Source organism: Streptomyces sp. URMC 126, assembly GCF_051386555.1.
Lineage (GTDB): Bacteria > Actinomycetota > Actinomycetes > Streptomycetales > Streptomycetaceae > Streptomyces.
The window spans coordinates 1-272 of sequence record NZ_JBPQTX010000871.1; the positions used below are offsets into that span (position 1 = coordinate 1).

The 272-nt window shown below is 70.2% G+C and carries 1 protein-coding gene; it reads left to right on the forward strand.

Going from position 1 to position 272, the window contains the following annotated elements:
• Nucleotides 1-4: 4 nt before the first annotated feature.
• A partial coding sequence (locus ACSNOK_RS34290; RefSeq protein WP_436784636.1) for a transposase occupies nucleotides 5-272 on the forward strand: 268 nt, incomplete at its 3' end.

Genomic DNA, 272 nt, shown 5'->3' on the forward strand with positions numbered 1-272 from the left:
GGGCATGACTGAAGCCGGTTGCTGGGCTGCGGAGTTGGAGTCGGTGTTCGCGCGGGTGGCGGGCCGGTTCGGCCGGGCGGATCTGCGGTGGCGGATGCGGGACTACGTCCGCGGCCTGCTGGGCCAGGCGGCACGCAAGAACGGCTGGCAGCTCGCGGAGTGGGCAGGTCACCGCACCCCGGACGGCTTCCAGCGGCTGTTGAACAGCAGCATCTGGGATGCGGATGCCCTGCGTGACGATGTCCGTGCTTACGTCGGCGAGCGTCTTGGCC